This is a genomic window from Pseudoalteromonas nigrifaciens, assembly GCF_002221505.1.
Taxonomy (GTDB): Bacteria; Pseudomonadota; Gammaproteobacteria; order Enterobacterales; family Alteromonadaceae; genus Pseudoalteromonas; species Pseudoalteromonas nigrifaciens.
Genome location: NZ_CP011036.1, coordinates 1338983 through 1363353, shown reverse-complemented (window position 1 = coordinate 1363353; position 24371 = coordinate 1338983). Strand labels below are relative to the sequence as shown.

Annotated in this window: 42 protein-coding genes and 1 pseudogene; 22 read left to right on the top strand and 21 right to left on the bottom strand. The window is 41.3% G+C overall.

The features are described 5' to 3' along the window. From PNIG_RS06695 to PNIG_RS06685, 3 genes are read right to left on the bottom strand one after another with little or no spacing between them, the layout of a single operon-like run. Positions 1–381, bottom strand: coding sequence for a LexA family protein (locus tag PNIG_RS06695; RefSeq protein ID WP_089368070.1), 381 nt, complete (start codon positions 379–381; stop codon positions 1–3). 9 nt (positions 382–390) lie between these two features. Further along, positions 391–1131 (bottom strand): hypothetical protein, encoded by a 741-nt coding sequence (locus tag PNIG_RS06690; protein ID WP_089368069.1) that lies wholly within the window; start codon positions 1129–1131, stop codon positions 391–393. After that, positions 1128–1313, bottom strand: a complete 186-nt coding sequence (locus PNIG_RS06685) for a hypothetical protein (RefSeq protein WP_089368068.1) — start codon at positions 1311–1313, stop codon at positions 1128–1130. Before PNIG_RS06685 ends, PNIG_RS06690 begins: the two co-directional genes overlap by 4 nt. 515 nt (positions 1314–1828) lie before the next feature. Here PNIG_RS06685 and PNIG_RS06680 point away from each other — a divergent pair. Beyond that, positions 1829–2035, top strand: coding sequence for a hypothetical protein (locus PNIG_RS06680; protein WP_089368067.1), 207 nt, complete (start codon positions 1829–1831; stop codon positions 2033–2035). A gap of 268 nt (positions 2036–2303) precedes the next feature. Here PNIG_RS06680 and PNIG_RS06675 read toward each other — a convergent pair whose 3' ends face one another. The 11 genes from PNIG_RS06675 to PNIG_RS06625 all read right to left on the bottom strand — a co-directional run bounded on the left by PNIG_RS06675 (position 2304) and on the right by PNIG_RS06625 (position 7796). After that, a complete protein-coding gene (locus PNIG_RS06675; protein WP_089368066.1) occupies positions 2304–2705 on the bottom strand; it encodes a hypothetical protein in 402 nt (133 codons plus the stop codon). A 16-nt stretch (positions 2706–2721) separates the two neighbouring features. Next, the gene (locus tag PNIG_RS06670) at positions 2722–3474 is read right to left on the bottom strand and encodes a hypothetical protein (RefSeq protein WP_089368065.1); all 753 of its coding nucleotides are present in this window, start codon (positions 3472–3474) and stop codon (positions 2722–2724) included. A gap of 152 nt (positions 3475–3626) precedes the next feature. Beyond that, positions 3627–4187 carry a DnaJ-like cysteine-rich domain-containing protein gene (locus tag PNIG_RS06665; RefSeq protein WP_089368064.1) on the bottom strand — a complete coding sequence of 187 codons (561 nt, stop codon included), beginning with the start codon at positions 4185–4187 and terminating at the stop codon, positions 3627–3629. Between the two features lies 1 nt (position 4188). Continuing rightward, complete coding sequence (locus PNIG_RS06660) at positions 4189–4563, bottom strand: RusA family crossover junction endodeoxyribonuclease (RefSeq protein WP_089368063.1); 375 nt, start codon at positions 4561–4563, stop codon at positions 4189–4191. After that, positions 4560–4862 carry a DUF1364 domain-containing protein gene (locus PNIG_RS06655; protein WP_089368062.1) on the bottom strand — a complete coding sequence of 101 codons (303 nt, stop codon included), beginning with the start codon at positions 4860–4862 and terminating at the stop codon, positions 4560–4562. The genes PNIG_RS06660 and PNIG_RS06655 overlap by 4 nt, the downstream gene beginning before the upstream one ends. After that, positions 4849–5301: a recombination protein NinB gene (locus tag PNIG_RS06650; RefSeq protein WP_089368061.1), complete on the bottom strand. Its 453-nt coding sequence runs from the start codon at positions 5299–5301 to the stop codon at positions 4849–4851. The genes PNIG_RS06655 and PNIG_RS06650 overlap by 14 nt, the downstream gene beginning before the upstream one ends. Further along, positions 5301–5615 (bottom strand): hypothetical protein, encoded by a 315-nt coding sequence (locus PNIG_RS06645; RefSeq protein WP_089368060.1) that lies wholly within the window; start codon positions 5613–5615, stop codon positions 5301–5303. The genes PNIG_RS06650 and PNIG_RS06645 overlap by 1 nt, the downstream gene beginning before the upstream one ends. Before the next feature lie 9 nt (positions 5616–5624). After that, positions 5625–6038: a hypothetical protein gene (locus tag PNIG_RS06640; protein WP_089368059.1), complete on the bottom strand. Its 414-nt coding sequence runs from the start codon at positions 6036–6038 to the stop codon at positions 5625–5627. Beyond that, complete coding sequence (locus PNIG_RS06635; protein ID WP_089368058.1) at positions 6035–6613, bottom strand: replication protein P; 579 nt, start codon at positions 6611–6613, stop codon at positions 6035–6037. The genes PNIG_RS06640 and PNIG_RS06635 overlap by 4 nt, the downstream gene beginning before the upstream one ends. After that, positions 6613–7521: a replication protein gene (locus PNIG_RS06630; protein ID WP_089368057.1), complete on the bottom strand. Its 909-nt coding sequence runs from the start codon at positions 7519–7521 to the stop codon at positions 6613–6615. Before PNIG_RS06630 ends, PNIG_RS06635 begins: the two co-directional genes overlap by 1 nt. 59 nt (positions 7522–7580) lie before the next feature. Next, positions 7581–7796 carry a TraR/DksA C4-type zinc finger protein gene (locus tag PNIG_RS06625; RefSeq protein WP_089368056.1) on the bottom strand — a complete coding sequence of 72 codons (216 nt, stop codon included), beginning with the start codon at positions 7794–7796 and terminating at the stop codon, positions 7581–7583. 96 nt (positions 7797–7892) lie between these two features. Between PNIG_RS06625 and PNIG_RS06620 the strand changes: the two genes are divergently transcribed. Next, positions 7893–8222, top strand: a complete 330-nt coding sequence (locus tag PNIG_RS06620) for a hypothetical protein (protein WP_089368055.1) — start codon at positions 7893–7895, stop codon at positions 8220–8222. Positions 8223–8234: 12 nt separating this feature from the next. Here PNIG_RS06620 and PNIG_RS06615 read toward each other — a convergent pair whose 3' ends face one another. Genes PNIG_RS06615 through PNIG_RS06605 form a run of 3 tightly spaced genes read right to left on the bottom strand, consistent with a single transcriptional unit; the run spans position 8235 to position 9199 of the window. Beyond that, the gene (locus tag PNIG_RS06615; protein WP_089368054.1) at positions 8235–8450 is read right to left on the bottom strand and encodes a hypothetical protein; all 216 of its coding nucleotides are present in this window, start codon (positions 8448–8450) and stop codon (positions 8235–8237) included. Further along, on the bottom strand, positions 8450–8974 hold the full coding sequence (locus PNIG_RS06610) for a phage regulatory CII family protein (protein ID WP_089368053.1): 525 nt from the start codon (positions 8972–8974) through the stop codon (positions 8450–8452). Before PNIG_RS06610 ends, PNIG_RS06615 begins: the two co-directional genes overlap by 1 nt. A 12-nt stretch (positions 8975–8986) precedes the next feature. Beyond that, entirely contained in the window at positions 8987–9199 is a 213-nt protein-coding gene (locus PNIG_RS06605; RefSeq protein WP_157696002.1) for a Cro/CI family transcriptional regulator, read from the bottom strand. Positions 9200–9315: 116 nt separating this feature from the next. Between PNIG_RS06605 and PNIG_RS06600 the strand changes: the two genes are divergently transcribed. The 20 genes and pseudogenes from PNIG_RS06600 to PNIG_RS06510 all read left to right on the top strand — a co-directional run bounded on the left by PNIG_RS06600 (position 9316) and on the right by PNIG_RS06510 (position 19119). Beyond that, on the top strand, positions 9316–9960 hold the full coding sequence (locus PNIG_RS06600) for a LexA family protein (RefSeq protein WP_208619490.1): 645 nt from the start codon (positions 9316–9318) through the stop codon (positions 9958–9960). Between the two features lie 12 nt (positions 9961–9972). After that, positions 9973–10278, top strand: coding sequence for a hypothetical protein (locus PNIG_RS06595; protein ID WP_089368050.1), 306 nt, complete (start codon positions 9973–9975; stop codon positions 10276–10278). Continuing rightward, entirely contained in the window at positions 10265–10567 is a 303-nt protein-coding gene (locus PNIG_RS20065) for a hypothetical protein (RefSeq protein ID WP_174819128.1), read from the top strand. Before PNIG_RS06595 ends, PNIG_RS20065 begins: the two co-directional genes overlap by 14 nt. A gap of 31 nt (positions 10568–10598) precedes the next feature. After that, positions 10599–10949: a Rap1a/Tai family immunity protein gene (locus PNIG_RS06585; RefSeq protein ID WP_089368049.1), complete on the top strand. Its 351-nt coding sequence runs from the start codon at positions 10599–10601 to the stop codon at positions 10947–10949. Between the two features lie 160 nt (positions 10950–11109). Beyond that, positions 11110–11301, top strand: a complete 192-nt coding sequence (locus PNIG_RS06580) for a hypothetical protein (RefSeq protein ID WP_089368048.1) — start codon at positions 11110–11112, stop codon at positions 11299–11301. 17 nt (positions 11302–11318) lie between these two features. Next, complete coding sequence (locus PNIG_RS06575; RefSeq protein ID WP_089368047.1) at positions 11319–11621, top strand: hypothetical protein; 303 nt, start codon at positions 11319–11321, stop codon at positions 11619–11621. Between the two features lie 154 nt (positions 11622–11775). Beyond that, positions 11776–12072 carry a hypothetical protein gene (locus PNIG_RS06570; RefSeq protein ID WP_089368046.1) on the top strand — a complete coding sequence of 99 codons (297 nt, stop codon included), beginning with the start codon at positions 11776–11778 and terminating at the stop codon, positions 12070–12072. 4 nt (positions 12073–12076) lie between these two features. Then, a complete protein-coding gene (locus PNIG_RS06565; protein ID WP_089368045.1) occupies positions 12077–13015 on the top strand; it encodes a Rad52/Rad22 family DNA repair protein in 939 nt (312 codons plus the stop codon). A 4-nt stretch (positions 13016–13019) separates the two neighbouring features. Further along, positions 13020–14225 carry a hypothetical protein gene (locus tag PNIG_RS06560; RefSeq protein ID WP_089368044.1) on the top strand — a complete coding sequence of 402 codons (1206 nt, stop codon included), beginning with the start codon at positions 13020–13022 and terminating at the stop codon, positions 14223–14225. Positions 14226–14281: 56 nt separating this feature from the next. Continuing rightward, on the top strand, positions 14282–14521 hold the full coding sequence (locus PNIG_RS06555) for a DUF1317 family protein (protein ID WP_089368043.1): 240 nt from the start codon (positions 14282–14284) through the stop codon (positions 14519–14521). A gap of 151 nt (positions 14522–14672) precedes the next feature. Next, positions 14673–15551 (top strand): annotated as a pseudogene (gene rdgC, locus PNIG_RS06550) (recombination-associated protein RdgC); the annotation flags it as partial. A gap of 12 nt (positions 15552–15563) precedes the next feature. Next, positions 15564–15827, top strand: a complete 264-nt coding sequence (locus PNIG_RS20270; protein WP_255319052.1) for a DNA translocase FtsK — start codon at positions 15564–15566, stop codon at positions 15825–15827. A gap of 23 nt (positions 15828–15850) precedes the next feature. Beyond that, the gene (ssb, locus tag PNIG_RS06545) at positions 15851–16564 is read left to right on the top strand and encodes a single-stranded DNA-binding protein (protein ID WP_089368041.1); all 714 of its coding nucleotides are present in this window, start codon (positions 15851–15853) and stop codon (positions 16562–16564) included. Between the two features lie 10 nt (positions 16565–16574). After that, positions 16575–17204: an MT-A70 family methyltransferase gene (locus PNIG_RS06540; RefSeq protein WP_089368040.1), complete on the top strand. Its 630-nt coding sequence runs from the start codon at positions 16575–16577 to the stop codon at positions 17202–17204. Further along, a complete protein-coding gene (locus PNIG_RS06535; RefSeq protein ID WP_089368039.1) occupies positions 17201–17647 on the top strand; it encodes a hypothetical protein in 447 nt (148 codons plus the stop codon). The genes PNIG_RS06540 and PNIG_RS06535 overlap by 4 nt, the downstream gene beginning before the upstream one ends. A gap of 1 nt (position 17648) precedes the next feature. Next, complete coding sequence (locus PNIG_RS06530; RefSeq protein WP_089368038.1) at positions 17649–17840, top strand: hypothetical protein; 192 nt, start codon at positions 17649–17651, stop codon at positions 17838–17840. Beyond that, positions 17840–18211: a hypothetical protein gene (locus PNIG_RS06525; protein WP_089368037.1), complete on the top strand. Its 372-nt coding sequence runs from the start codon at positions 17840–17842 to the stop codon at positions 18209–18211. Before PNIG_RS06530 ends, PNIG_RS06525 begins: the two co-directional genes overlap by 1 nt. Before the next feature lie 2 nt (positions 18212–18213). Then, entirely contained in the window at positions 18214–18630 is a 417-nt protein-coding gene (locus PNIG_RS06520) for a hypothetical protein (RefSeq protein ID WP_089368036.1), read from the top strand. Between the two features lie 7 nt (positions 18631–18637). Beyond that, complete coding sequence (locus PNIG_RS06515) at positions 18638–18919, top strand: hypothetical protein (protein ID WP_089368035.1); 282 nt, start codon at positions 18638–18640, stop codon at positions 18917–18919. Further along, positions 18916–19119, top strand: a complete 204-nt coding sequence (locus tag PNIG_RS06510) for a helix-turn-helix transcriptional regulator (RefSeq protein WP_089368034.1) — start codon at positions 18916–18918, stop codon at positions 19117–19119. The genes PNIG_RS06515 and PNIG_RS06510 overlap by 4 nt, the downstream gene beginning before the upstream one ends. Here the strand turns inward: PNIG_RS06510 and PNIG_RS06505 are convergent. The 4 genes from PNIG_RS06505 to recR form a co-directional block, all read right to left on the bottom strand. Further along, positions 19100–20299, bottom strand: coding sequence for a tyrosine-type recombinase/integrase (locus PNIG_RS06505; protein ID WP_089368033.1), 1200 nt, complete (start codon positions 20297–20299; stop codon positions 19100–19102). The two genes, PNIG_RS06510 and PNIG_RS06505, sit on opposite strands and share 20 nt — an antisense overlap. A gap of 396 nt (positions 20300–20695) precedes the next feature. Then, positions 20696–21409 carry an RluA family pseudouridine synthase gene (locus PNIG_RS06500; RefSeq protein ID WP_011327890.1) on the bottom strand — a complete coding sequence of 238 codons (714 nt, stop codon included), beginning with the start codon at positions 21407–21409 and terminating at the stop codon, positions 20696–20698. Between the two features lie 197 nt (positions 21410–21606). Then, the gene (locus tag PNIG_RS06495; RefSeq protein WP_089368032.1) at positions 21607–22776 is read right to left on the bottom strand and encodes an alginate export family protein; all 1170 of its coding nucleotides are present in this window, start codon (positions 22774–22776) and stop codon (positions 21607–21609) included. A gap of 980 nt (positions 22777–23756) precedes the next feature. Further along, positions 23757–24365: a recombination mediator RecR gene (recR, locus tag PNIG_RS06490; protein ID WP_011327887.1), complete on the bottom strand. Its 609-nt coding sequence runs from the start codon at positions 24363–24365 to the stop codon at positions 23757–23759. Positions 24366–24371 lie beyond the last annotated feature (6 nt).

Genomic DNA, 24371 nt, shown 5'->3' with positions numbered 1-24371 from the left:
TTACAACGTTCCTTTAACGCTTCCACGATGCATACGAACGGAGCTCGTCACTACACCTTCTAAATTATATTCATCAGACTCTTTAATTTTTACTGGCGGGTAATCATCACTCGCTGATACTAGTTGGTTGTTTTTAAGGTCAGCTATTTTGCAAACAAACTGCCCGTTATAAACAACTACAATAACATCGCCCTGCCTTACTCTTGCGCTTCTATCAATAAGGAGTAAATCACCATCAAAGATGCCAACACCTTCCATTGAGCGGCCGCTAGCAATGCCATAGAAAGTTGCGTCTTTATTCTTTTCGATTAAGCCTGATACGCCGCTGGGCAAGTCGGCATAGTTATTGAGCTTATTAAAGTTACTAATTATTAGAGCCATACTTTCTTTCTAATCTTCTGAATTAAATAAAACATCTAAAAAGTCATCAAACTCTTTATAATCTTGAAAGGATTCAGGTTCAATCAATTTAGGTAAACTTCTTTCTGCGCCAAGGAGTGAGCTGGATATAAGTGCAAACTTCTCATTAAAATTATCATGGAAGTCGACTTTTACTTTTCTCAGTTCATTAAGTGCTTCTTGCAATATTAAGGCCTTAGATTCTTCAAAATGTGTACTTATAATTAAAATGTCTTTTTCTAAAGCATCTATTGTAAGAATGACTTCTGCGTGATCTTGCTCTGCCCTAGCCATTGCTTCCGATTTTGCTGCTAGTTGAGATTTTAGATTATCAACAGCTTTATTTAACTCAACATTATTTCCACTATGCTTTTCATATAACTCAGCTTCTGTTTGAGTTGAATCTTTAATTTCATTTAGGTAAATGAATGTTTTAACTTGTAAACCCCTTGCATCTAAGCAATGGGAGTAAAAGTGAACAAATTTTCCAATAACTTCTGAAGCTTGATCAAACTCCCTTTCAACCTTCCATGATTTACCTGCAAACCAAGCCGCAAAGAATAGCAAAGAAGTCGCTAAAGATATTAAAAACGTGAAAGCAGCAATGGCTATATCACTAAACGACCCCCATGAACCATTAGGAACAAAAGCGTCATACAAAAATAAAAGTAAAAAAAGAATTAATACGTATACCAACGATATCAATTTAACCCAAGAACCTAACTTCTTCACTGCTCTCCTCCCTCCACCTTATTAGCCAAAGTACGAAGCTTGTAAGCAATCGTCGCTTTGGTATCGTTCTTATTAAAATACGCTTCTAAATGCTCTGACTCAGTATCTATGCGTAATGTGAAGTTACAGTGTTCGCCATATCCAACGGGAATAACTGTTAAGTTGGTAAGTTTATCTAGCATGGTTATCTCCTTATTTCATGCTGTTGCGCATAGCGCCCTGTTGAAATTTTATTGCCCGATTCTTTTATATCATAAACTTAGCTGTGTTTACTTTAATAAACAAATTTTATTGACATCGACTTAATAAAAGTTAGTCTAAAGGTAAGTTTATTATTAAAAACAATCAATAAGAGATATGACATTCACCTTTAAATTTGAAGATATTGAACGCATATCGCCTCCCATCTACAAGCGAAAGAAACCACCAGTTCGCCTAAGCCTCGACTTCGAGCGCTATTTAAAAAGTTTCCTCAATTTACATTGTTCACGGAACAAAAACTCTGACACTAAAAAGTTTTATGAGTTGCGCCCGATAATAGCGAAGAAAATTTCAGAGCCAATGATTGTTAAAACACATTGGAGTGAATACATCGTATCAATTTTCGTTTCTATTTTTCTGGCTGATAGCTACAGATACCTTTCATAGTGAAAGGTGTCACACCTTAAAGTGTGTTCATTGATTTAAATGGTGAACCATGAATAAATTAGAAAAAGTAGATTATGAAAATAACTTTAGCGAAGAGGCTTACGAGTTAATAATAAAATCGTTGTCACTGTCCAATATTGCAATTGCTAATGACTGCCATAAATTAAATTGCTTTGAAATGACAGCAGATACATTAGAAGTATCGGCAGAGCTATTGTTAAAAGCGGCTAGTATTGCGAGGAAACAAGCAACTTAATTAATAAGAGGCTCATAATACTTTCTTATTTACCTTTATTAGCTAATTCAGTAAAGATACTGCGCAGTAATATGCGCAGTATCTTTACCTAAACGTATTTAATCGCAAATTTGCGCAGATGATACTTGCTCGATTTAAACTTAACTATTTATATCAATAACTTAATACTGCGCACTATGCGCACTATGCGCACTTATTGATACCTGATAGCTACGCCTGATGCTTTGACTTGTTGCTGTGATGAACCGGTTACAGCACATACCATATATTATGCAACTTTTGTTGCTTCAATTTCATCACACAATGTAAAGAGTTTTTTTGATGTCGCCAATTGCAAATTTGCATCACTTTCAGTGACAGTATCATCAAGAATGTAATCTGCCTGAGCTCTAGCATTTCTCATTTCTTTTAACATTAGAGCAAGCCTTTTAAGTTTATTCTTCTCTATGTTCGGCTCATGCCTAAAAGCCTCAGTTAGCAAGTAATCAATGAAGCTTTGATGAACACCTGTACCACAATATTTAGCTGGCTCAGAAGTTAATATTTCATTTACTTTATGAAAAGCTGCATAGTAAGAGTTTTTAACGCAACACCTTGATGAAATCTCACCTATAGAGTTTGCTAGAGCACTTTCAGCTTGTGAATAAAAATCCGCGGAACAGACTGCCATATTACCTCCAATGTAATTAGCTGTAGGGCCTAAATCGAGTTGTCACACATGAATGCATAATATCGTCTTCTATGACAACATCTACTAGTTCTTCATTAAGTTCCAGCAACTCTTGAGTAGAGGCTTCTATTTGAAAATATATATCTATACCTTCTGAGTCATAAAGATTCATCCCGCATGATTTATATTTTACCTTTCTTTCTTCAAGAACTTTTAAAGCCGCATCCACATGCTGGTCTACAGTAGACTGGTCTAGACCATAATTTTCATAAACATTAGACAATAACTCCCGCTTATACTTGGCATCTTCTAGCTGAGCTTTAAATTCTTCCAAGCCAACCTCCATAGGTTCTAAGGCATTAAGAATTAAAATAATTACATCTAACTGGCTATACTTGCATGCATCTTCCAACGCCTCAACTAAGACTGTAGTCGATGTAGATTGACGATATTTAACATAATAATCTTTTATTAGCCTATAACACCCAAGTGATGTTAAAGCTCCTATATGATTTATCACTACAAATGGAGTTGGGCCAAACATATTTGAGGCCCTGTTGAAATAACTTTCACCTTCATCAAACTCACCTAAAGCATGAAATAACATGCCTTTTATCACTAATTTAGGCTCTAAATCACTAATATCATCAACTTCCTTCAGAAAACGAAGTTTAGAAAATCCATCAACCTCGCGATTAAATTTCAGATGATTAAAGATCTGCTCTAAAAGAATGTTGGCTTTAGATTCAGGTAAAGGTTGTTGAGTCATTGAATTCCTTAGTGCGTTGAAAAGTAACCTTCTATACCAGAGGCGGTCGAAGATTATACGCTTAATACTATCCTTAGTCTAACTATGAAGGATGCTTCCTATAAACTAAACATCCCACAATTATTTCTGTTTGTAAACTATATGAGTTAATTCTAGGCCACCTCACCCATCTTTACCCGTATATTTTTAAATATATCGCTTTCCCAGCCGGCTATTAGTCGCAGTAGCTCTTTCGTAATATCATCATGGCTGTCAGTATAGCTTTTATGTCCGATGCCTATAATCTTGCATCTACTGCGTGTTGATACTGGCTTTCGCCCTCGCCCATGGCACTTAATGCAAATCAGAGCATCTAGGTTCGTTGCTATTTGGCCTGGAGCTAATCCACTACCGTCACATTCACCACATACAGGCTGCACAAATTCATAAACCGCTGCCATAACTATGCCGTTTAACGTTTCAGACTTAACCTTATAGCGCTTTATCTTGATGAATAGCGTTATGTGCATTGTAAGTGAGCGTATAACACGATTAAGCCTTGTTTCTTCCCCTACATAACGAAAGTAAGCCCAATTTGTTTGGCATTGCGGTAAACCAGCTAAAGCATGTGCTGCTGTTCGCCAATCAATAACGTCTTGGCCACTACCGCCAAAAGTGCCGGTAAGGTTTAGTGTTTTCGTTGTTAACTTAGACAGTAGCTTAATTGGCTGCATATTATATTTCCTCGATGCTAAGTAAGACTTTGCCGCCCTTCACTATCCCGCTATGGATCATGCGAAAGTCTTTTATCTGCGTATCATCTTCATAGACACCAGCTTTTTGCATTGCATCAAACAAAGATTTGCTTAGGTTATCAATGTCACGCCTACGTCTATCCGGCACATAAACGTGTATAACTAGCTTTAAATCTGCTTTAAGCTTTTTATGAGCCTTTTGCTCGCGCACTAACCAAAACACCTGTTCAGCAAATGCCTTGCCTTCATCGCTTACGCGCGTTATCACTCGACTTTTATTGCCGGTTACCCGCTTTACTGATGATTTCCAATAATGATTAACTGTTGGTGGGTAGGGCAAAGTTAAATTAATCATTTAGCCACCTTTATCAATTCTTGCTCTAGTAAAAGCTTTTGAGTTCTAACCATGGCGTCATACGCATAAAGGCGATTTATTCTTGGGTCGCCTATTCTCACTCTGCCATCAATTACATCGTGACACGCTGAACATGCATAAGTTGCGTGAATATCATCACACTTCTGCCCCATACCTGAGCCCTTACCAACATGAGCAAGTATTACTGTTTCATTATTGCCATTGCATACGCCTGGTATGCGCACTTGGCACTCTTGCCCGCGTGCGCTGTTGCGTATTTTTTTACTAATGACTGACATTATTTGTCTCCCCGTACATAGCCAAGTGATATAAATCGTCCGGCTGCGGTAGCATTAACTCTAAATATTCAGCGCAATACTGCTCCATCCAGTTTAAATACTCGCAAAACTCTTTGGTGTTTAGCTTGCGCGTGCGCTTGCGAACAATAATGGGCTCCTCGTTACCGGCTTGAATAACTTTTACGCCAAACTTTTTACGCACAAATACTTCGTGCACGTCCTCAGAGCTATTTTCTTGCCCAAAATGTTCACGAAAGTGATTAGCTATCTCCTGGTTCCATACCCACAACAATCTGTTTTGAGCTAAAGAGCGTTTTGCTTTGTGCTCTTTAAACTCAATAACAACATTTTTGCCCTGTTTTAAAAGCGCCCTTACCGCCTGCCCTATTTGGGGCATGAAGTATTGGGCGTTAGTAGTGGTTACTACTTTCTTTGCCATTACGCGGCCTTATCTGCTTTTTTAGCTGGCTCGGCCTTTGCGCCTTGAGCCGCTACCGCTTCTTTTTGTGCTTGCACCAAAATATGTGCGCCAATAGTGAGAAGTACATCTCGCATCTGCCTATCTAGCTGGTTTTTATCTGCCAGCACTGCTACGGCCTTGGTTAGATTGCCAAACGCTGCATCATGATTTGCCTGTGCACCATCTTGAATAGCTTTTGCAGCCTGTGCCTTTGAGTTAGAAATAAAGCCGTCGCAAAAAATCTCACCGGCGGCTGATAACTGAGTAAAAGTGCTTTTTTTAATTGTCGTCATAATTTGCTCCTAAGCGATTTTTCTTGCGTTGTTAAATGTTTTTTCTAATTCAGCATTAAGCGAATAGCCTTGATTGGCTGGCACCTTGCTTGATGTAAAATTACCAGGGTTCGCTTTAATATTGCTTTGCCTGGCTACTTGCTTTGTTCTTGCTTGTGAGGCGTAGTGGTTTTTGCCTTGCTCTTTTTTATCCTTGATATACTGCGGCACGCTATCAACGCCACACGCCTTAGCTGCGCGAGCCATTGCCCTGTTAGCTTCGGCAGTAGCAAAACCAAGCTGCTTTGGTGTTGGGTTTTTAATCCCCTGTAAAGCTGATAACTTTGCTTGCTTCGCATCTGCCAGGGCCGATTGATAGTGAACACCTAAAATTTCTTTTAGCGCTCTAATGAATTCTTTTTGATCTTGCTCGTATGACTTCATCGTCCCACTCCCGCATATCTCAAATAGGCCGGCGGTGCGTTATATTCAATTTTCAGTGGTATTGGGCCTAGCTCGCCTTTGCCATACTTATCAGCCAATTCCGTGTAACGGTTTTTAGCCATCTTCTTCCAGGCGCTATCAGTCAACGTTGCACGCGCTGCAGCTATTTGCTGGTTAAGCCAATAAACTAAAGGCTCTGACCAATCCTTGTCTTTTCCGTAATTTTTAATGCGCTGCTCGTTTATCTCGCTCATGCAGCTATCGAGCGTTGGCATACCCTTCGCCTGTAGGCATAAAATTTTAAATTCAATTGGGTTTGGCGCGTGTCTCTCGCTTGTTGAAAGTAACCGGGCCATATCTAACGCAGCTCTTACGTGCTTAGCGATGATCCCCATACCGTAAAGCTGCCCAGCATATTCATTTGCAAATAAAACAAGGTTGCCGCGCCAGTTAAAATCACTGTTTGGGTAGTACGCTTTTAGTGATGGCAACACCTCATCGCTGATCAGCTTAACCAGCACATCGTTAGTCTGCCGCTTGTCTGCGCTGTGGATTGTTGAAACTTGAGTATTCATCAAAGCACCTCATCATCGTGCGGAGTTGGAATATGGGCCACAGAATGCTGCAAAGCTGCCAGTTGATCGCCAACGAACCTAGATTGACTGCCAAAGCTCTGCGATAAGTTTTGATTTGAATTGGCGATCCAAGAATATTTAAATCCCTGCCAGTTTCGCGTTATGCACTCGGATAAACATTCATCGACACTGAGCCCGTTTTGAAAAGCAATTTGAAACTGAGCCCCAAAGTTGTTAATCACGGTTTGACTAACGCTCGCTTTTTTGGATTTACGCATAGCAATCCAATCATCAAAAATTTGATTGCTAGGCATGGCTGGCCAAGTAGAAAAATCTAAAGATTCAAGCAAACTTTTTTTGTTTATTTTTTTATTATTATCTTTTGTATTAGTTTCTTTTCTTATGTGGCAGTCATTTTCGACTAGTTTTTTAGTCGTTTTTGACGAGTTAGCTAGTCGTTTTTGACTAGTTTTAGGGGGGCTTTTAACTAGTCGTTTTTGACTAGTTTTTAGTTGATTTTGACTAATCGCTATTTCTTGCCATTCACTAACAACAGGGTTAATTCCAGTGTTTTTACCATCACGAAATAACACTTTTTTAGCTATCAAACCTTTAATAATTTTCCCGATGTTCGTGCTATCAATTCCGGTCAAGCTGCTAATTTGCGTATTCGTCATCCAGTCATTTTTTTTCTGCCAACGATACGTTTTACTGATCACAGCAAATACAATTTGATACTCGCGCGCACTTAGCTTTACCGGTGGGTTTGCAAGCGTGTCAGTTAGCTTTTGGGCTAGCCTGTCATAACCTTGCTCAATATCTGCTTTCACATAACCACCTGCGTCATGTTGCTTAACATTTGCCTCCAATCGCTCAGGAAACTTGTAAACTTCTGCTAAATTGTTCATAATTATCTCGCTAAATTGAAACCCGCAATCGTGCCTCCTAAGCTGATGCGGGTTTTGTTTTACCTGCGAGTTGCGTAGTTTCTGCTACGTAACTCGCGCATTTCTGCACAACCAATACATAAATTGGTTTTAATGGCCTTTTTGCGGCCCTCGCTTATCTCATTGCCACACTCAACGCATTCATCTGTTGGCACTACGTCTGGGCGCTTTAAGTTCGCAATCTGGAGCGCTTCGTGATGCTCCATTTCCTGCTGTGCGCTATCTGCTAAATCCATAAATAAAACCTAAAATTAAAACTGATTAAAAAGCGCCCTTTTGTCTGCTAGCATGCAAGTGCGAATTACTAAACCAACAAACAAAAGGACAACAACATGAAATTCGATATTTCTTCTTTTAGCGAGATTGCTACGCCACTTTTAAACAAGCTTGCGGAGCAATTTCCTTTACCACTTCAAATCAATACAAGAAGATATGAAATACTTGATTCGGATCTCTCAGCCGAACCACTACTATTAAAAGCAACGCTTCACTTTCTAGTTCAAAATAACTATCTATCCACTAAGTCTCAAAAAGCAGAAGGGGTAGTAATTGACTGCCACCTAACCGAGAAAGGCTTAGCCCTACTTAACCTCAGTTTTGAAACAGAGTTTAAAAATTCACTTTCCACATCTATCTATAACGATGGCAAAACAGGCTGCTAACTCCCCACCCATTTACCGGCTTACGAATCCTTTTTGTAGGCCTTCCACATAATTCGCAACATCAAGAACAAATCCATCGCGTGCGCGACCATAAAAACCTAACTCATCTGCCTTTTGACCTATCAGCTCGCCTAAGTCCTTTGCTGCGTCGTCATACTTGAGGTAGCTATCTCTTTTTTGCTCAGCTGATAAGCGAACTTCATCATTAGCTTTACTCTTATCACTCATTACGCCACCTTCAACGTTGTTGCTTTAGCTGCTGGCTCACTAGGATCCGGCCTAACCATCTGCTCAAGCTCAGCCGTTACATGTAAAATTGCTGTAATAGCGGCCAAAGAACGCTTTTGAATAACATCAAAGTCACTCGCCGTAATAACGCCATCCGCACGCGACAAACGCACAGACTTGGCAAAATCGCCGCTCGCTTCTTGCAAATGCAAAACCTGATCTGCCAACTCTTCGTCAGATAGCCCAACGTCTGGCAAATCAATAACCGTTTTCCCTTCGCTATAAGCCCAGGCGTTTAAAATTCGACTGTCATTAGTTATATTCTGAATGGCGATAGCTTCTTGCAGCGTTAATACATGCGAATCAATATTTGTATTCAGCTTATTGCTAAGCGTTGTTGGCGACTTAGCCATAACGCGCGCAATTTCAGACACATTAAAATCACTCGCAATACTTGCCGCTGCTTCAAGTGCGCATCGAGCGCTAGGTTTGGCATTTCTCGTACTCTTTTTAGATAAAAACATTTAAAGTATCTCCTATGCTGCGGTTTTGGGGTGATCGGTCTCGTAAACCGAAATGTCAACTTTTAGCTTCCCTTTAGTAATTAACTGAAGCTCAAAAGCGCGACCACGAGGAACGCGGCCATCATCGGCCCAGTGCGTTATAGCGCCTCGCGTTAAGGGCGGTGTAAATGCTTTGGCTAATGCCGCCTTAGTTTTAAAGTAATCAATTGCGTCTTGAGTTTTCATGAGCGCTCCTTGGTTTGTAATGTTTGTATAGTAGATTATACGAAAGCATTGTTCAACACAAAGATACATATTTTAAATATAATGTATAGATAACTAAACTTTATGCGCGAGGCATCATGAGCTTTTCAGAACGCTTGATTTCACGAATGAACCAACTTGGAATAAAAGGTAGTGAGCTTGCTAGACAGCTAGGGACTGGTCGAGCTTCTGTTAGTCACTGGCGGACAGGCCAAGTGATCCCATCAAGTGAAAATTTATTAAAGCTATCTAAAGCACTTAGATGCAATGCCAGATGGCTGGCGTCAGGCGCAGGAGTGCCAGAAGGCAATGTAGAATTAGAGCTTGGACCAGACTTAAGGGGTAAAGCGCCTTTGATATCATGGGTGCAAGCAGGTAAATGGAAAGAGATCGACATGGAAGTGCTACAACAAACTAGTGATACTATTTTTTATCAGCACACCGCCAACGTAAGCGGAGAGGCATTTGCTCTGCGCGTTAAGGGCGATAGCATGACCAGCTTTACTGGCGGCAAATCAATTCCCGAAGGCTCGGTAATTATCGTGGACCCTTGCATTGGTGCTGAGCATGGCAAAGTTGTAGTAGCGATGTTAAACGACAGTGAAGAAGCCACTCTAAAGCAGTTAGTGATAGATGGCGGGGCAAAATATTTAAAGCCCTTTAATAACAGCTACCCAACCATGCCTATTAATGGCAACTGCACAATAATCGGTGTAGTAAAGCAAGTGATCCAAGACTTTTAAAAGGAGTTTAAGATGGAAGATTTAGAGTTTTATGCAAATGTAAATGTTGACGAGGTGAATAAGATTTACAACAAGCTCACCAATAACGCACCTTGCCCTATCTGTAAAACTGGCGAACTCAGCTTTTTAGCCACTGAAGATGATACCTTAGCCGTAACCAAACAAACCTCTAACTTCGTAACGCCTGAAGGAAAAATAGACGAAGTTACCTTTCCGACTTTTACATTAATTTGCACCACATGCAGTACTCAACAAACGCTAAATACTAAAATAATCATGGCGGCATTAGAGAAGGAAAAAACTGATGAGCAAGAGTAACATTGTAGATATTGATTTTATGGGTGATAATAAAAACAGTAAAAAATCAGGCAATGGCGGTGGTGGCGACATGGAAACCAGAATAGCAAAACTCGAATCAGACGTTGACTATATTAAGCGCGACATTAGCGAGATCAAGGGCGAGTTAAAAGTTCACAGCGGTGAGTTTAAGAGCCTGCGTACTGAAATTTTTGAACTTAAACTTAGCCTTTCTAGCTTTAAAGTGTGGGTGCTTGTCTCTATTTTCAGCAGCGCTGGGTTGGTTGTCGCAGCCATTAAGTACCTTTAACCATCCAATAATTGCGGAATTAGGATTGATCATGCAAAGTATTATCTCGGCACTACTTCTTTTTACAGCCTTCTCGACTAACGCTTATTTTTATTCAGGTAACGATCTCCGTGAGCCGATGCGACAATATTTAAAAGCAGAGGCAAACGATAAGGATACAGATTACTTAAAAGCCTTTGAGTATGCGGGCTACGCGATAGGGGTATATGACTCAACAGCTCCCTTCTTATGCACTCCAAGCAAGGTTAACAGAAATCAAATACTAGCTATGATTGCAAAGTACCTTAACAGCAACCCCGAAGATTGGCACTTGCCAGCAAGAACATTAATTCAAAGCTCATTATTTGAATCCTTTTCTTGCCCAAGTGAAGATAAAGACTAAGCAAAGACTTTTGTTAGTGATAGATGACGGGGCCAAATATTTAAAGCCCTTTAATAACAGCCACCCAACCATGCCCATCAACGGAAACTGCACGATAATCGGCGTAGCAAAACAGGTTATTCAGGATTTTTAAACCCGGTTACTGGTAAAGAGGTTATTAATGAATCAAAAGACTAGAAATACAGTGGTAGCTAGTGTGATTGCCGCCTTAATAGCCTTTGCAGCTATACAAGCCTATTTAACCCCTGCAAACGCTGATGAGTGCGTTCTTAGCAATATAGGAAACGCAAAATCAGACACGGCTGCAAAGCTTGTAGCTATGTCCTGCAGAAATATATTCAATAAAAAATAAATGTTCAGGATGTTAGAATGAATGGAAGAATAACAATTGCAATTATATCGGCCGCTATTGCTGGCTGTGCTTCTCAACAGGCTATCGGTGAAATCAAAGAAACTGTACTAAGTGAAGTTACCGGATGCCAATTCATTACCAACGTAACAGGAACGTCTGGCTGGGGAGGGTTGGCGGCCACAACGGGTATAAATAATGCTAAAGAGCAGGCCAAGCAGCAAGCCATAGACCTGGGGGGCACGCATTTAGTGTGGCACTCAATTAACGGAGGTTACGCCCCAAGCGTTTCAGCTGATGCGTATAAATGTAAAAATAAATAACCTCAGCAAACCTGCTCAACAATAAAAAGCACCTACTTAGGTGTTTTTTATTACCCCGCATGTATAATTAATTAAACAAACAGCTTGACTGAACTGTATAAATCAATATACTTTCAATCATTGTTTAACGAGTTATACAAAACAGGCGGTCAACATGAGTCATAAAACCCAAATATTCCCTGCTTTATCACTTGAAGCGAAATCGCTAATTGCAGCGCTTGCAGTTGAATCATTCAACTTTCGTGAAAACGTGCATGTAAATGTAGTTACCAACGCACAGACGCCGTTTATTAACGTGTTTATTTACGTTAATGGCGTATCGGCTAAGTCATTCATGATCACGCTAACCGACGCTGACGCAGTAGCCCAGCTTGAGCATGTATTTAACCAAGTTCGTGCATACAAAAAGCAAGACAAGTCGTTTGCACCACTAATCAAGTTAGCGAGCTAAGCCAATGAGCAACAATAAAACACCAGCAGAGATTCAGCGCTTACTAGCTGATCCGTTTGAAGAGCACGACATTGAGTGGCGCGTTCAACAAAGTGGCGTAACAGCAAAGCAAAAGCCATGGGTAATGGTTATTCCTTACATCACTAACCGCGCTATTCAGCAGCGACTTGATGATGTTGTAGGTATTGATGCCTGGGAAAACATTTATCAAGAAGCGGCAGCCGGAAAAGGCTACTTGTGCGGCTTAAAAGTTCGCTTTGGCGATAAATGGATCACGAAATGGGATGGCTCAGAGTACACGCAAATTGAAGCGCTAAAGGGTGCTTTGTCTGGCGCTATGAAACGCTGCGCGGTTCAGTTCGGCATTGGCCGTTACCTTTACTCACTTGATACCGAGTTTGCAACGTGCGCACCGGTTCAAAATCGCTTTGAGTGTAACGGCGAGTATATCCGCATACCGCTCAGCAAAGGCAATAAGGGCGGACCTAGAATGGATGCAGAGTGGTTTCCACCTGCCCTGCCCGATTGGGCAATGCCATCGGCCAAATTTGATAAGTACCTTGATGCTATCGAGCAAGCTACAAGCATGGAAACAATGCGCGAGCATTACAACCAAGCCTACAAGTTTGCAGCGGCGCTTAACCGCATTGATATACGCAACAAAGCCATTGAAATAAAAGACCGCAAAAAAGCTGAGCTTGAAGCAAAAGCGCAAGAGAACAACCTAGCTGCTAACAAAAAGTTCATCACCTGGCTTAACACGTCTATTTTTGACCGCATAGCCACAGCAGAAAACGAATCAGTATTAACCCTGAACCATAAGCACTTACTGCAAGAGCTTAAAGGTCACTGTAAATCAGCCAACGTAGATAGCAGCGATTATGTTGCTCGCGTTAACCAAGCGCATACAGACGCGCTAAATAAACTAAACCACGGAGTATAGAGCCATGAGTGAGCAATCAACCACTGCAACTAATTTAGTTGAAATCGTTTTTCAAGAAGATCTAACAAAACAAGGTCTTGCTGATTTACGTAAAAAATACCCTAAAAAGCTAACGCTCGATATGAAAGACGACGACGACTTTAAAGAAGGTCGCAAAATCCGCACTGAGCGCAACAAGCTTGTTGAATCAATTAAGCGTCGCCGCCTGGACTTTACTGCCGAAGTGAAAACCTACGCAGATGATTTAAGCGCCAAGGTTAACGACATTTTTAAACCTATTGTTGTTGCGTTTGAAGATGAAGATACCTTTCGCAAAGAAGAAGCAGCGCGCAAGGCCGCAGAGCGTGAAGCGTTTTTAAACAAACAGCGCCAAGAAATAGCCGACATTCGCTATTTTATTGAGCAATGCAAAGGCCAGCCAGCCAAGTTTATAGCAGACACCATAGAGTCAGTTGATTTAATTGAAACCGATATTTTCGACAAGGAAATTATACACGACGCTATCGACACCAAAAAAGAAGTGCTTGAAACGCTTAGCGGTATGTATCAAGCCGCTAAAGCAGCAGAAGCAGTAGAAGCAGAGCGCGAACAATTACGCATTCAGCAAGAAGCCATTGCACAGCAAGAACGTCTACAAAAACAAGCGCAAGAAATCGAACAGCGCATTAATAATCTGCGCAATGATCCTATGAACTACTTTGGCAAATCGAGCCAAGAGGTTATGGCTCGCATTCAACAGCTTGAAAACTTTACACCAAGCGAAGATAAGTTTGGCAATCGCACTAACGAAGTTAGCCAAGTGCTAGCACAAGTTATTCAGCAATTGACCATGATGCACACGCAGCAGCTACAAGTTGAGCAAGCGCAGCAAGTAACGAGCCAGGTTGAATCCCAGCAAGTAGAACAGCTACAAGCCGACGTTACTAGGGCAGCAGAGCAAGACGCAGCCACAGAGAGCGAAGAACAGCACCAAGCGCTAACCGACGTTAACCGCATGCTTGACCAAAACGAACCACTTTTAGGCAATAACTTTAAGTCGCCTGTTTTTGAAAATGGCGAAAAGCTAGGTTACGACCCGCTTGATTTATGGCCTAGCGACCGTGACCGCGCAGATAACGACGAGCTAGATCGCATATGCAACCAGCTAATGCACGCTGAAAGCTATATCGAACTGCTAGAGCAGCGCTTAAATAAAGCATTAGCCGCTTAATTTTAACTCCGACCGAGCCAGCGCCTACGGGCGCAGCTCTTTTAACCGAGGTTCATATGAAAGATTTAAGAGTTCCACAATTAAGAATGGTCGAGCATTTGCGCTGTGATGATATTCAGTTTGGCCTGGCCATTGTTAAAGCATCTAAGTCCCAGGGCTCAGAAGGCTGGACGTTACCGGGTTGCGTTTTCACTCGAAATAGAATTGAGGCTTATAACGTGTGTAAAAAGATGCACAACATGATTGAAGCCGCAGGCGGCATTCCATTAGTAGCAAAAGCTAAGCGAGCAGCCTAATGATGCACGACTACATGGCAATAACCGGAAACAGCTCAAGCGCACTGGAAAAGCAAAAGCGCAGAGATTTTTTAAAGATGGTTACTACCTCAGTATTAAGAATACTTTTAGTAGCCACAGTAATTTTATTAACAGTTAAGTAGGGGTATATATGTTTTTCACTAATTTAGTAGTTTACAAATTCAAGCAAGATGCTGAGTTTAAAAGCGATGATTTCAACGCAGCGCTTGAGCAAGATGCTTTTCGCCATTGCGGACAGCAAGAGCTATCAACATTTGGTTGGGCTAAAGCATTTGGTAAATATGGCGAGTCACTAGCGCATTTCTCTGACCGTAGAATTTTAGTTTGCGCAAAGCGTGAAGAAAAGATCCTGCCGGCTTCTGTTATCAACGAAATGGTAGCTGAAAAAGTAGATCAAATAGAGCTTGAAGAAAACCGCTTGGTAAGAATGAAAGAACGCAACGAGCTAAAAGAAAATGTATTGCACACACTACTACCGCAAGCATTCACTAAATCAAGCATGCAGTACGCGTTCATTGATATGGATAGCGGTTTATTAGTGGTTAACAGCTCAAGCTTTAATAAAGCAGAAGAGCTTACCGCCCTACTTCGCAAGTCACTTGGAACATTGCCAATTGTCCCTGCGTTTGGACAGTATGATTTAGATGTTTTTTTAACTGACTGGCTAACAAACTTTAATACACCTCAAGGCTTTGCTATTGGCTCTGACGCAGAAATGCAAGAGGCAGATGATAGCGGCGCAAGCGTAAAGCTTAAAGGCCATGAACTTGATGGTGATGAAGTTAAAGCGCACTTAGAGTTAAGCGGCAAGCGAGTAACTAAGCTGGCGCTGAACTGGAGTGATCGCATTAAGTTTAATCTCCAAAGCGACGGCGCGATTAAGCAAGTTAATTATTCGGACGCTCTCAAAGAAGAAAATGCCGACATACCTAAAGACGATATGCCTATCAAGCTTGATGCTGACTTTTGCTTGGTTGCTTGTGAAATCGTCCAGCTGGTTACCGAGCTTATTGATAGCGGTTTGGATAGTAGCGAGCAAGACGATGGTAACGAGTCGCTGATTGCCGAACACAACGCCAAGTATCAAGACAGCAACGGCAATGACGCATTCTATGAAGAAGCCAAAGCGTTTGTTCAAGAAACGGAGAGCGCATCAGTCTCGCGCATTCAGCGCAAATTTAGAATTGGTTACAACCGAGCAGCCCGCTTAGTCGAGCAGCTTGAAGCTAACCACATTGTCACTGCGCCAGGTCATAACGGCGAGCGCACAGTTATACCTTTTTAATCAAACAAAGTAAGGAGCCGATCATGGCACGCGGAGTGAACAAAGTAATTTTAGTAGGCAATTGCGGACAAGATCCAGAAGTACGTTACATGCCTAATGGTAACGCAGTAGCCAACGTAACACTTGCTACAAGTGAAAACTACAAAGATAAAAACACAGGCCAAGCAGTTGAAAAAACCGAATGGCACCGAGTTGTGCTGTTTGGCAAGCTTGCAGAAATTACAGGCGAGTACGTGCGCAAAGGCTCACAAATTTACGTTGAAGGTAAATTGCAAACGCGTAAATGGACCGACCAACAAGGCCAAGAAAAGTACACAACTGAGGTTGTAGTTGATGGTTTTACCGGCCAAATGCAAATGCTAGGCGCTCGACAAGGCGGGCAAACTCAGGGCAACCAAGGTAATAATAATTACCAAGGCCAACAAAACAACCACGCACAAGGCAATAACCAAGGCCAAGCGCAGGGTAATAATTCTCACGGCAATAGTAATAATAATTACCAAGGCAATAGCCAAGCGCAGCGCCAAGGTAACGGACAAGCTCAGCGCCAAAATAGCCAAGGCCAACAGCAAGGAGGTCAAGCGCAGCAAGGCGTATCAAACAGCCAATACATGAACGGCGGACAACAGCAAGGAACAGCAGGTAACCCAATGGGTCCAGGTAATGACTTTTACGACGACGATATTCCGTTCGCGCCAATTGGCTTGCAATACCCAGCACTCTTAATGTGCATGTAAGGAGCGCCCCATGTTTGAACAATTTAACGGCCAAAAATTCAACCTTATTTACTGCGACCCTGCTTGGCAGTTTGGCAATAAAAAAACAGGCGGAAGCATGACAAGCGGCGCGGCGCACCAATACAAGTCAACAATGAGCGTAGACGAGCTAAAAGCGATGCCTATTGATGATATAGCCGCAGACGATTGCATATTAGTTATGTGGTACGTGGGCGCAATGCCGCAAGAAGCCCTGGACGTTGTTAAAGCATGGGGCTTTACGCTTAAAAATATGAATGGCTTTAATTGGAATAAATTAACCGTTCACAACAACCCTGTTTTTGGCATGGGGTTTTGGACCCGCGCAGGCAGTGAATCAGCAATTATAGCTGTTAAAGGCAAGCCAAAAGTTTCAGGCCGCTCAGTACGCGCCGTTGGTAACTATGACTCAAAAAGCCTTGATGAAGTGCTAGGGCTTGGCGTGTACGCCGGAGCATTGCCAGTACGCCAGCACAGTGAAAAGCCAGATGAGTTTAGAGAAGCGTGTGTTGAATTGGCCGGTGATGTACCGCGCATCGAGCTTTTCTCTCGCAAGCGCGTAAAGGGTTGGTCTGTTTGGGGTGATGAAGTGGGCAAATTAAATAAAAGGAAAGCAGCATGAAAAAATTAAGCGAGCAAGATATAAGTCTAATTTTAGAGCTTGTCAAAACCCTGCCAATTAAGGAAGTAGCTGACAAGTTCGAGGTTTACCCTGAAACAATCCGTTACCACATGGAAAAAAATAAAGTGGCTTTTAAGGGTAACGTTCCAGCATTAAAAATAAAAAATGCTAACGTCCCTGAGCAGCTAAAGACTAAAACCGTGACAGTTATAGCCAAAGAAATAGGCGTATCAGTTGGCGCAATTTACTACCAGCTAGAGAAGCAAAATATAAAGAAGCCTGACATTCGCAATATACAGCGCAATAACCAGCATTTATTGCTTGTCGCTATTAAAGAGAAAATAGATAGCGGTATAAATTCGAGTGAAGCAATTAAAGCCCATGGCATAACGCAGAAAAAATATGAGCGACTTACAGCAAGCCAACTAAAAGCGAGTGCATAACATGAAAATATCAAAAGTAGGTATGCCTAAAGCGTGTATTAGCTGTCAGAACTTCACCTGTAAAGGCTTTGCTATCAACAGTGATAGCAAGAAAGCTAAATACGGTAGCTGTTCAAAATTAAATAAAGGTGTGTACGCGGTTGAGGTTTGCAGTAACTACAAGCAAGAACCTGATGCAGAGTTAGCAGCCTAATGAAACCACAAGTTAAACGCAGAGCGCATAACTGGTATGCGCTAAATCAGACAGAGGTAAATGATATGTCAGCAAAAATTAAAATCAAAAAAGGAGTTGAACTAACAACTGCCCTTGCAGCTAAAAAAATGCTTGCGGCAGGTTGTTTTTTCTCAACTGACGACATTGTTAAAAAGTTTAAATGCTCAAAAGTGCGCGCCGCACAATGCTTATTATCAATACGTCGAGGCGATCGCTATGAAACCGAGGTTAAAAGAGATCCAATTCGCGTAAAAGTTTTATCTATTGGCGAAAAGAAAGAGGCAAGCCCGCTGGATAACAGATTCTTACTATTCCCTGTACCAAAGCTATTGCAAAGCAAGAGGGCTTAAATATGAACAATGCAAAAATCAAAGCCCTGGCTCTAAAGCATGGCTTTAAATTAAAAGAGCAAAAAGGCGGTGAAATGGACCTAAACGAATATGTTTATTCATTCGCCTGGGCCTTGCTTCAAAGCGGCAAGCCTAACGTGTCTCATAAGCAATACTTAGCCGATTTACTAAAAGATGCAGCCAACTGCGTGCCTGAAAAAAGCGTAGGTTATCGAGTGACTATTTACGCTAATGATGTAAGCGCAGATGAACCACGTTTTCAGTGGGACTTTTTCAACGGTGTTGAGCGTAGCAATTTTGAATGCCGCGTACCCGACACGCGCGAGGAATTGAACAGCGCACTTAACAACGCGAAAGGCTGCATGAAGTCAGCATGCTACCGCGCTATGAACCCTGACTTTGATAAAAAATTAGCATAGGTGATTTATGAGAAGCGTTGAAATAACAGAGCCAGGCAAAGTGGTTATTACCACAACTAAAGCGCTAGGGGTTGATTGGCACAAAGCTGAGTTTGCAAGAATGACAAATGAGTTTAAGCGCGGGCGCTCACGTTTTAAAGAAAAGTTTAATCGCTGCTTTACTTGTGATTGGCCCTTTCAAGTGGGAGATGGTGGCAATGGTGAAGTGATGAACATTGTTTGCTTTAAAGGTGAAGGCAACAAGCTTTTATGCACAGATTGCTATGAAAAATTAACAGGTGATTTATGAGCTTACCATCGAGTAAATACTTAGTAACAAAAGATGTAGCCGCCCTGTTTGGTGTAAAACCAAATACCATTTTGGAATGGGAAAAGGACGGCAAGTTTCCAAGGGCAACAATTATCGGCAAGCCTAAGCGCTGGGACGCTAAAGTTGTCGATGATCATTGCAAAGCGTTAAGGGGTCAATCTATTCGCCTTTCAGCATGATCACCCACCGGTTAACCCATTCGGTTAAGCCATCGAGCATTGGCGATTTATTATATATCGCCAACACCCCTTTCATTTTATGCCCTAGTAATTTTTCAGTAAATTGCAAAGGGCATCCGGCATCGGTTAAATGCGTTGATATTGTCCGCCTTAAATCATGCATTCTAAAAGGCGCAACACCCTCTATTTCTTGATGGCACGCTTTAGATATTTGGCTAACGCTTGAGCTATTAGCGGGGTAATCGCCATCACGGTTAGGGAACATATGCTTAAATGAGGGCGATTGCTCTTTCATATACTGCAGATCAGCAAGTAAATCATTCGGTATAGGTCTAATAATAGAGTGCAATGCGCCTTTTGTATTTTCTCTTTGCGTAGTGAATAGCATTGCCTTTAAATCAAAGTCTGTTTTTTTCGCGCTACATAGCTCACTTATGCGACAGCCAAACACCATAGCGCAACGCAAAATAATCTTATTTCTATCAGTTATATTTAATTCATCAACGTGGGCCCAAATTAACTTGCACTCTTGTATTGATAAATAATGCTCACGAACATCGTAATCACTCGCAAAATCACCAGGGCGCAACGCTTCAAATTGGGTATTATCAATAAACCCTTGGCGAACGCAAAACCTAAGCGCCGATCTGATCTCTATTATCGCGTTAAACGAAAACCCCTTGCCTCGCCCCTTTTCAATCGACTTGTCATTCATGGCTTTAAACATTGCTGAAAAGTGCGTTTTGTCCATGATTGAAACGTATTGCTTTGCCCATAGAGTTCTTAAGCATGAAGTAATGCGCAACTTTATTTCAGCCGGCTTGTCTCGCCTGGGTAAGCAGTAATTTTTAAACCAGTATTCAATGCAGTCATTAATAGTTGGGTTATCTATATGATCAACTAAAACAGATTTTACAGCTTCCATTTTTCGAGGGTCTAAACCCTGTGAAACAAACTTCATTTGCTCCGCGCAATTTTCTCTAGCTTGTGCAAGTGTCATTGTAGGGTAAGTGCCAATTTTATATCTCGCCTGCTTCCCGTTTATCCTATAGCGTATTTGAAAGGTGATCTTTCCCTTTGGGGAGATCCTTATGGACAAGCTATCGCCATCCGTTAGCTCAGGTTTGCCGGCATACTCTTTACCGTTCAAACTCTTTAGCTTAGCTGCTGTTATGTTCATTGATGCTCCGACTCTGTGTACCAAATGTGACCAAATTTGAGGCCAATAATAAAATGGTACACACCTTGGTACACAATTGTCACCAATAACAGCAATATATAAAGATAGTTAACAGTAGATAGGAGTGGTTAGTAGCGGTTTAAGTTGTTGTTTTTACGTGGATAACAGGACTAAAAGGGAGATAAAAATAAATAGCGTGGAATGTTTAAATACAATGAATCATTAAGTTTAATAATTGTTTTACTTCTGTTTGAAAGCCTAATGTTTCTTTTTGTGCTGCAGTCATTTATATATCTCCAATTTGCAAAGTGTCTGCGTTATGCACTTAATATGGGGGGAGCTGCTAGAACTTCAAGGGAAAAAATAAAAAAAGTCCTAACCAATATTGTCTTAAAACTAAAACGTACCAGCGCATTGCATATGAATTTGTTCATTGCTTACCGGGTGCTGAAAATACAAATCACTTGCATGAAGCTGTAAGCGCGCTGCCATATGCTCGCTTTGTGCATTGTTATATAAATCGCACCCTAAAATAGGATGCCCTATAAACTGGCTGTGAATACGCAATTGGTGCGTACGCCCTGTAATGGGTGTAAATTGCACTAAGGTTCGCTGTGGTTGCGTTAGGCGCTGCAGCACTTTATATTCACTTACGGCTGTTTTACCTGTGGTTTCGCAGATTTTAACCCGCGGAAAAAGCAGTTTATCTTTTGCTATCGACGCACTAATTTGCCCTTCGTCGTCAATTAACCATCCGTGTAACATGGCTACATAGCGCTTTTTAATTGTACGCGCCTGAAACTGTTTATTTAGGTGCTTAGAAGCCGCCGCGTTTAATCCCACAATCATAATGCCTGATGTACCTAAGTCTAACCTATGCGGTAACTTAGCCTCAGGGTACGCAGCCGTAATACCTGTTTGCCCATTTACCAAACGATAATGCACAGAATCCCAATTGAGCGGATTTTTACCCGACAAACTCAACAAACCACTGGGTTTGTTGATCAGTAAAATGTCTTCATCGTGATAAACAATCTGCACGCTCTGATCACACTGCGGCGCGACAAAGTTATCAATAGCGCAGGGGGTTAAGTGATGAAATTCAGACATAGTCTTCCTAATAACACATAGCGCCACCTAGGCGGCATGTGTCTGGTTCAAAGTAAAGTGAGTAAATTACACCGGTAAAGCTGAGCGCTGATTAGCTGCTCTGCTAGGGATAACACTTGATACAGGGCCATTTATTAAAAGCAGATAGTAACATTTGCCGCTGTAAAATAACCCATGAATTGGTTAATCAGTGTGACTTAATAGGCAAAATGCAGCATCGCTTCAACAAAAAAGCTTTGATCTTTTTCTAAATTCGCTCTGTTACTCATATTTATATAGCTGGTAATCAGTTCAAAAGAGATTTTTTTTGTATACAAATACTGTGTTGTTAAGCTATAAGTATCGGCAATTTTAGCGCCTTTTAATTGCTCATTAGCAATAAATAGACTCCTGCCAGGACCAAAAATATCGCCCTGTTCGTTCACTCTAAATAATCGACGCATATCCAAACTAATATCAAATTTATCAGTAAGTTGAGCTTGCAATTTTGCGCCTATATGTTTGATATTTGTGGTAGAAAATATACCTGCCTCAGAATAATACGGCGCTTTTGCATATAAAGATCGAAAATATCCATCTTCATGCCCTGCCTCACCGCCCGTTGCATAACTTAAAGTAGGGCCAAACTTTAAGTTTGCGAAAGAATACAGCCCAGAAAACTGTGCAAACCATGCTTTAGTATGCTCACTCTTTACTATGCTGGTTTGATGAGCCACGTGAAAAGTGCTACTAAAACGGCCTGATTTTTTACGATATTGGGCTTCAATAGTGTGTCTGCTTTCGTTATTTTCTGCCGTGGTATCGCGGTACCACATGCTGTGCAGCAGTAATTCAGCTGTGCTCAAGTACACACCTGTTATTCTTTCAGAAGATAAATGTTTATCATCAAACACGCCTGCTTTGCTAACCACAGCATAGCCATGGTATGCATTAATTTGCAGCTGGTTAAGGACGTTATTTTGATACATCACGCCATCGAAGCGTCTTCTTACGTTGGTACCTTCGCGCTTACCTAACAACCTTTGGTCTGCAACTGACCAAACTTGTCGACCTAATTTAATAGCATGATTAGGGCTTGTAACACTCAGATAGCCTTGATGCAGATCAAATTCATTATGCTCAAATGAATATTTTCCTTGTGCAAAAGAGGAATCATACGCAGCAATCGTTTCGAGATAAAATAAGCTATTATTACTAAGTGGCAAATCTGCCTTAAGTAGCAGTCGAGCGAAGTTGGTTGATAAATCAGTATCGGAGAGCTCATTATTTTCAATGTGTTGAAACTTAATACGTCCTTCAACGGCAACCTCAGCCAAAACACAACTACTAAGTAAAAGTAATAGTAAAGACAAACCATATCGAGTCATTTAACTTTCTCCGCACGCGACGACTAGCTAAGCTAGCTCATCAGTTAAACCTAAAGAACCACAATAATTGGTTATCTTTATTGTGTAGCTAAACGGATATTAATTTATTCCAGCCAAGCTATTTACGGTATCGGTGTTGTTTACACTAATTTTTTTGCAAACACAGCTGAAATTATAAGTGATTATTAAAAAGATCAATATTATAAAAAATAGCCTGTTACACTCTACTCACGAGAACGTAATGCCATTGTGCGTATAGTTCTTACTCAAACAGTAAATTACTCGAGGTTTTCAGCTAGTAAAAGCGAATGACATCCCAGATAGCACCTACCAATAAAGCATTAAACACTGAGCACTCCTAATAGAGCCTTAAGGTATAAAATGATAAAAACGATAGCTTATTAAGTGCAGCAATCGTTGTGGCGTTAGTTTCAGCCACGGCTAATGCGAGCAGCGCATATGGATATGGATATGGATATGGAGTGAACTACCCAGCGGCTAAAGATCACAGGGTTTTCTCGTTAAGTAATCGATAAAAATGCAGATCGTATTGCAGCAGGAACAAGTTTACTTGGTTACGATGTATATCGTACAAGCGATATACAGGGTAAATCTGATGGGTTTACTAAGATTAATGAGGCAATGATTGCTGCTAAAGGTTTGCAGATTGCCCAAGTGAAAAGTCGTCACCATTACGCGTTAACCGATACACTGCTATTAACAGAGAGAGTTATTAAACGTATAGTTCGTCACTCTAGTTATAGTCCAATCTCAGCGGTTGCTTAGTCAGCCTATGTAACCTGAGCTCCGGATAATAAACTTAAATATAACTATGATTCAATACGTGAGTAAATCTCTTAACCAAAATTTATCCTAAGCGTCTTACGCGGTTATAATGCTATTAATTAAAGCGAAAATTAATCAGCCGACACAACATAAGTTATGTGGGCTGATTTAGTTATTCAAATAGCCGTGCTAGTTCAGTCTTGTGTTACCGCTCGTCTGCCACTAAAGGCATGCATTAACGTTGTCCCGTCGACTAAGTCAAGCTCACCACCTACCGGTATGCCATGGGCAATACGCGAGGCACCTACTTTGTATTTATGACAAAGCTGGGCAATATAATGTGCGGTGGTTTCGCCTTCAACCGTAGGGTTGGTTGCTAAAATCACCTCACTTATACCGCTTTGAGCCAGCTTTGTCTCTAAAACATCTAGGCCAATTTCTTTAGGGCCAATACCATCAATAGGCGATAAATGCCCCATTAATACAAAGTACAACCCTAAATATTGACCCGTTTGCTCTATAGCAAGTACGTCGCTTGGCGATTCAACAACACATAATATGCCGCTGTCTTGGCGTTTAGTACTTAAACAAATATCGCACTGCGACTGCTCGCAAAAAGTGCGACATGACTCACAATGACCAACCGCCGTCATAGCTTTTGTCAGTGCATTGCCAAGTTGAGTGCCCCCTTTACGGTCGCGCTCTAGCAAGTGAAAAGCAATTCGTTGCGCTGACTTAGGGCCAATGCCCGGCTGACAACGCAATGCTTCTATAAGCTGAGTTAAACTAGCTGAAAGTTGCATATAGGC